Source organism: Dietzia sp. PP-33 (assembly GCF_033790845.1).
GTDB lineage: Bacteria > Actinomycetota > Actinomycetes > Mycobacteriales > Mycobacteriaceae > Dietzia.
This window is the reverse complement of record NZ_JAMYEI010000021.1, coordinates 1-5,351: the sequence shown is the minus strand read 5'-3', so window position 1 is coordinate 5,351 and position 5,351 is coordinate 1. Positions and strand designations below refer to the sequence as shown.

General features: G+C 70.5%; 5 protein-coding genes. 2 read left to right on the top strand and 3 right to left on the bottom strand.

Translation table 11 applies throughout. The annotated features are described in order from the left end of the window. Positions 1-230 precede the first annotated feature (230 nt). Positions 231-1,307 (bottom strand): YihY/virulence factor BrkB family protein, encoded by a 1,077-nt coding sequence (locus NJE57_RS19835; RefSeq protein ID WP_319030210.1) that lies wholly within the window; start codon positions 1,305-1,307, stop codon positions 231-233. Between the two features lie 166 nt (positions 1,308-1,473). Between NJE57_RS19835 and NJE57_RS19830 the strand changes: the two genes are divergently transcribed. Then, entirely contained in the window at positions 1,474-1,869 is a 396-nt protein-coding gene (locus tag NJE57_RS19830; protein WP_319030209.1) for a hypothetical protein, read from the top strand. A 48-nt stretch (positions 1,870-1,917) separates the two neighbouring features. Here the strand turns inward: NJE57_RS19830 and NJE57_RS19825 are convergent, their stop codons facing one another. Further along, positions 1,918-2,892: a hypothetical protein gene (locus tag NJE57_RS19825; RefSeq protein ID WP_319030208.1), complete on the bottom strand. Its 975-nt coding sequence runs from the start codon at positions 2,890-2,892 to the stop codon at positions 1,918-1,920. Then, on the bottom strand, positions 2,892-3,707 hold the full coding sequence (locus NJE57_RS19820; protein ID WP_319030207.1) for a 3'(2'),5'-bisphosphate nucleotidase CysQ: 816 nt from the start codon (positions 3,705-3,707) through the stop codon (positions 2,892-2,894). Before NJE57_RS19820 ends, NJE57_RS19825 begins: the two co-directional genes overlap by 1 nt. 451 nt (positions 3,708-4,158) lie before the next feature. Between NJE57_RS19820 and NJE57_RS19815 the strand changes: the two genes are divergently transcribed. Next, complete coding sequence (locus NJE57_RS19815; RefSeq protein ID WP_319030206.1) at positions 4,159-5,088, top strand: sulfite exporter TauE/SafE family protein; 930 nt, start codon at positions 4,159-4,161, stop codon at positions 5,086-5,088. Positions 5,089-5,351: the final 263 nt, after the last annotated feature.

Genomic DNA, 5,351 nt, shown 5'->3' with positions numbered 1-5,351 from the left:
CAGACCCTGGACTGGGCAGCGGCACTGCATCCCCGCAGATACTCGGCACCACCGAAAGCACCAGCACTACCCACCACCACTGGCATCAACCTGTCTTGAGACAGGTTGACAACTTCCGAGCGGTACACGCGTGAGTACATCGCCGGGAGCGGATGCGGGCGAAGTGGGCAGGCGCGGGAGCGGATGCCAGCAGGGGCGTACAGGCTGGTGCTCAGGCGGCCGCGCGGGGATCAGTCGCCGTTGCGGGCCTGCTCCGCCTGGGCCTCACGGCGGACGTCGGCGGCATCGTCGATGGTCTGTTGACGCTTCTCCTCGGCCTTGTCGCTCGCGGTGGTGTCCCGCGGCGGGAGTTGGATGTTCTCCTCGGCGTGCAGCCCGGCCTGGAGTTCGCGGGCGCGCTCCACCTCGGCGTCGACCTCCGCACCGAACAGCAGCGCGTTGTTGGTGATCCACAGCCAGAGCAGGAACACGATGACGCCGGCCAGCGAACCGTAGGTGGCGTTGTAGCTGCCGAAGTTGGACACGTAGAAGACGAACCCGGCCGTCGCGACCGCCCACACCAGCAACGCCACGATCGCGCCCATGGAGATCCAGCGGAACTTCGGCTGCTTGACGTTGGGCGAGAACCCGTAGAGCACGGCCAGGATGACGACGACGACGAGGACCAGCACCGGCCACTTGGCGATCCCCCACACGGTCACGGCGGTCTCGCCGAGGCCCACGAGGTCACCCACCCAGGCGGCGATCGGCCCGCTGACGACCAGCATGAGCCCGGCCAGGCAGACCAGCAGCAGGAGTACCGCCGTCAGTACGATCATGAGGGGCTTGAGCTTCCAGAAGGGCCGACCCTCCTCGACCTCGTAGATGCGGTTCATGGCCCGACCGAAGGCGCCCACATAACCGGACGCCGTCCACAGCGCGCCCACCAGACCGGTGACCAGCGCGATACCGGCGGCCGGGGTGTTGACGAGCGACTCGATGGGGCCGCGCAGGGTGGCGAGCGTCTCTTCCGGGGCGGCTCCCTCGAACAGCCCCATCACGGCGTCCACCGTGGCCTGGCCCTGGCCGAACACGCCGAGAAGCGACACCACGGCCAGCAACGCGGGGAACAGCGAGAGCACCGCGAAGTAGGTGAGCGCCGCGGCCAGGTCGGTGCACTGGTCCTTGGAGAACTCCCCCGCGGCCCGTTTGAGGCCGATCTTCCACGACCCCTTGTTGAGGGAGGTCGGTGACTCGGGTTTACCGGCGTCCGGGTCGGCGTCCGGGGCTGGTTTGTCGGCGAGGGCGCGATCGTCGGTGGTGCTCATGTAGGTGACTGTCCCACCGGCGGCGCGTCCTCGCATCCTGTGCGGTGCATCTCCCCGGGATGAGATCGCCCGACCGGTGCGTTATCCTTATTGATGTCACATCACCAAAGTGTTGCATCAACTACCGCTGTCACACACTGACTCGCCCACGCACAAGGAGCACACCATGAGCCTGTCCAACGCCATCCTCCGCGGAATCACCGGCGCGTTCGTCCTCAACTCGGGGCTGTCCAAGCGCAACCTGCCCACCGAGGCCGCCCAGGGCCTGCAGGGCTTCGCGGCGACCGGCGTCCCGCAGGTCACCAAGATGGAGCCGGAGACGTTCGGAAAGTTCGTCGCCTACTCGGAGATCGGGATCGGGGCGGCCCTGCTGACCCCCGTGGTCTCGCCGCGCCTCGCGGGCGCCGCGCTCGGCACCTTTACCGCCGGCCTGCTGGCCATGTACTTCCGCAACCCCTCCATGACCGAGTCCGACGGTATCCGTCCCAGCCAGGAGGGCATGAGCCTGGCCAAGGACGCGTTCATGGCGGCCATCGCCGGAGCCCTGATCACCAGCAAGTAGCCCGAGAGCCCGGTCCGAGTGACCCGGTCCCGCATCCGCGGGGCCGGGTCATCGCGCGTCGCCCGGCTCGCGCCCGTCTGCCGGCTCGCGCCCGTCCCCCGGCTCGCGCCCGTCGCCCGGGTCGCTCTCGTCGCCGGGCCCCGGCTCGCGCCCCCGGCCCGACCGCCAAGACTCCTTGATGGCCCGTGACCGCCGGGAATGCCGGACCGCCACGACGGCGAAGGCCACGCCGATCACCAGTGGGACCCACACCTTGGAGTACTCGAGGAGGAACTCGACCCAGGCCGGGAGGGTGACCGCGGGCAGAGAGATCGACGGCAGCGAGATGTCCGGCCAGGGGATCTGCGGCAGTGACCAGTCCGGCCACGGGAGATCGACATCCGGAAGGCGCTCGAGGACCCAGTCCAGGACCGGCTCGAGGAGCCTGCCGATCAAGGGCAGGAGGATGATCGCGGCGATCGCCCAGCCTGACCTGCCGATGCCCGCGGCGACCGGGTACGCCACCCGCTTCCACGGCGACGCGGCTATCGCCTCCAGCCTCGCCTCGGCGGCGGAGCCCGGCGGCGGGTCGAAGTGGACGACGTCCCGTCCGTCACGGAAAGTCACCTGGCGGACGGCGGTGGCGAACGCGCTGCTGCGCATCTGCACGCGCGGACCGGAGAACGCCTTGAGTCCGGTGGTGAACTTCCCGGGTCCGGGTGGGTCCGCGTCGATGGCGACACGGTGATCGCCGATCTGGTGAGCCCTGCCCACGACCTCACCCTCACGCAGCAGCACGTAACCCGGGTTGGCCACCCGGTCCGGTCCGGCAGCGTCCGCCTCCGCGAGCTCGCGCGACCCCTCCTCCGCCACCGCAGGGGCCGTTCTCCCGCCGCGGTCCCCCTTCGGACGCGGGTAGCCGCCGTCGACCGCCCGCAGGGCACCGGGCCCACCCACCGCGACCTCGAGCGTCCCGTGAACAGGATGCTCGAGCCGCCACACTTCTGGCGCGACTTCGGCTCCGGCAGAGGGGTTGTGGCTCATCACCCTGTGGAGGCTATCGCCCCCAGGATCGCCTCGGCCAGGTCTGCGCGACAGACAACCAGATCAGGGAGGTAGGTCTCGGCCACGTTGTACTCCAGCGGCGAGCCGTCCACGCGGAGCGCGACGAACCCCCGGGCCAGTGCCACCCCGGCCGGGGCGGCCGAATCCCACTGGTACTGCCCACCCGCGTGGATGTACGCGTCGGCCTCTCCGCGCACCACGGCGGCGACCTTGGCCCCGGCCGACCCCAACGGCACCAGATCCCCGCCCACCGCCTGCGCGACCGCCTCCGCGAACGCCGGCGGGCGGGAGGCCGAGAGGACGATCCTCGGTCGTGAGCCCGGGCGTGGCGGGAGGAGGCCTCCCCCGTCCACCCCGCCGTTGCCCACGGGAGCGGCGTAGACCTCGTCGTCGTCGATCCCCAACACGACCCCGAGAGCCGGCAGGGACACCGCCGCGGCCGTGAGCCGTGACCGCGCCGGGTCCCCGGACCGCTCCCACAGCGCCACGTGGACGGCCCAGTCGGGGCGGTCGCCGAGACCGTACTCGCGGGTGCCGTCGACGGGGTCGATGATCCACACCCGGTCTGCGTCGACGCGCGCGAGATCGTCGCTCGACTCCTCCGACAGCACCGCGTCCCCGGGGCGCTCGGCGGCCAGCCGGTCCAGCAACAGTGAGTTGGCGCGCCGGTCACCGAGGTCGCCCAGTGCACGCTTGGTGGGACCCGAGGACCGCAGCTCCACCAGCAGCCGTCCGGCGTCGGCGGCCAGGTCGACGGCGAGTTGTTGGTCCGAGGATCGCGAGGAGGCTGTCATGCCCTCCACACTAGGAGGCCCGCCGCACGGGCGAGGGGGAGACGCCTACCGTCGGCGCAGACGCAGGCTTCGGCGTCGCCCCTTGCCGTACTCCCGGACCACGCGCGCCGGCTCGTCGGGACAGCGATGGGCGTCGGCCGCGACCCGTGCCGCGCCCCGCGAGGGCAGGACGCCGCTCTTCGCTCCGCAGCGATGACACCCCCAGGTCGCACCATCGGTGCCCTCCTGGACATAACATGCCCGTTCGCCGACTTCGTTCATCTCGCTCCCAGAGCTGGGCGCCGACCCCGAGTCGGCGCGAATGCAGCCATTGTGTCACAAAATTCTCATGTTGACGGCACGAGGTCCCGCTCGCCATCGCCGATGTGGACAGACCGGTCTGGACAGGCGTCCCATCTAATGTCTACTGTGTTGGTCTACTTAGTCCACTCACTAGATAAACGGAGCGCTCGTGAAGACACTCATCGTGCTCGGCGTGGTCGGCGCCATCGCCCAACTCATCGACGGTTCCCTCGGCATGGCCTACGGCGTCACCTCCACCACGCTGCTGGTCGCGGCCGGGATCGCGCCCGCCGCGGCGTCGGCATCCGTCCACTTCGCGGAGATCGGCACCACCCTGGCCTCCGGCATCTCACACCACAAACTGGGCAACGTGGACTGGCGGATCGTGCGCATCCTCGCCGTGCCCGGCGCGATCGGCGCGTTCGCCGGGGCGACCATCCTGACCTCCCTCCCCGCCGACGTGGCCAAGCCGGTCGTGGGCGTCATCCTGCTCTCGTTGGGCCTGTACGTGCTGTACCGCTTCCTCGCGCTGGGCGGCCGCCGTCCGGAGTTCCGAGGCCGTGTACGCACCAGGTTCCTGGTCCCGCTGGGACTCGTGGGCGGCACACTCGACTCGCTGGGCGGCGGCGGCTGGGGCCCGGTCGGCACCACCTCGCTGCTGTCCTCGGGCCGGGTCGAACCGCGCAAGGTGGTGGGCTCCATCGACACCTCCGAGTTCGTGGTGGCCGTGGGCGGCTCGCTGGGCTTCCTCCTCGGCCTGGGCGCGGCCGGGATCGAATGGGGTTATGCGCTGGCCCTGCTGGCCGGCGGCGTGATCGTGGCGCCGCTGGCGGCCTGGCTGGTCAAGCATCTGCCCGCGCGCGTGCTCGGCACGGCGGCCGGCGGCCTGATCGTGGTGACCAACTCCCGCACCCTGCTGCTGTGGGCCGAGGTGCCGGCGTCCGCGACCACCCCGATCCTGCTGGCGTTGGTCGCCGTGTGGATCGCGCTGGTCGCCTGGGCGGTGCGCGTGGAGAGGACCATCGGCGACGACGACGAGGTCCGCGACGACCCGTCCGGACCCGCCGCTGCCCGGGATACCGCCCCCGCACGGGGATAGTCGGCCCAGACGCACCTGATCGACTGTCCAACTGGGCCCGCGACGGCGCCTCTTCTATCCCTCCCCCGGGCATCCGCTCCCGCGCCTGCACGCCCGGACCGCAGCCGCCCCTGTCGATGCACTCCCGCCTGCGCTTCGCGGTAGCTGTCAACCTGTTTGAGGCAGTTGCTAGTTTGCGGGTTGGTGCTCGTTGGGCTTGTTGATCCAGGATTTGTCGTGCACGGATTGGGCGCGTGGGCGTCGGTGGTAGCGGTGCGGGTTCT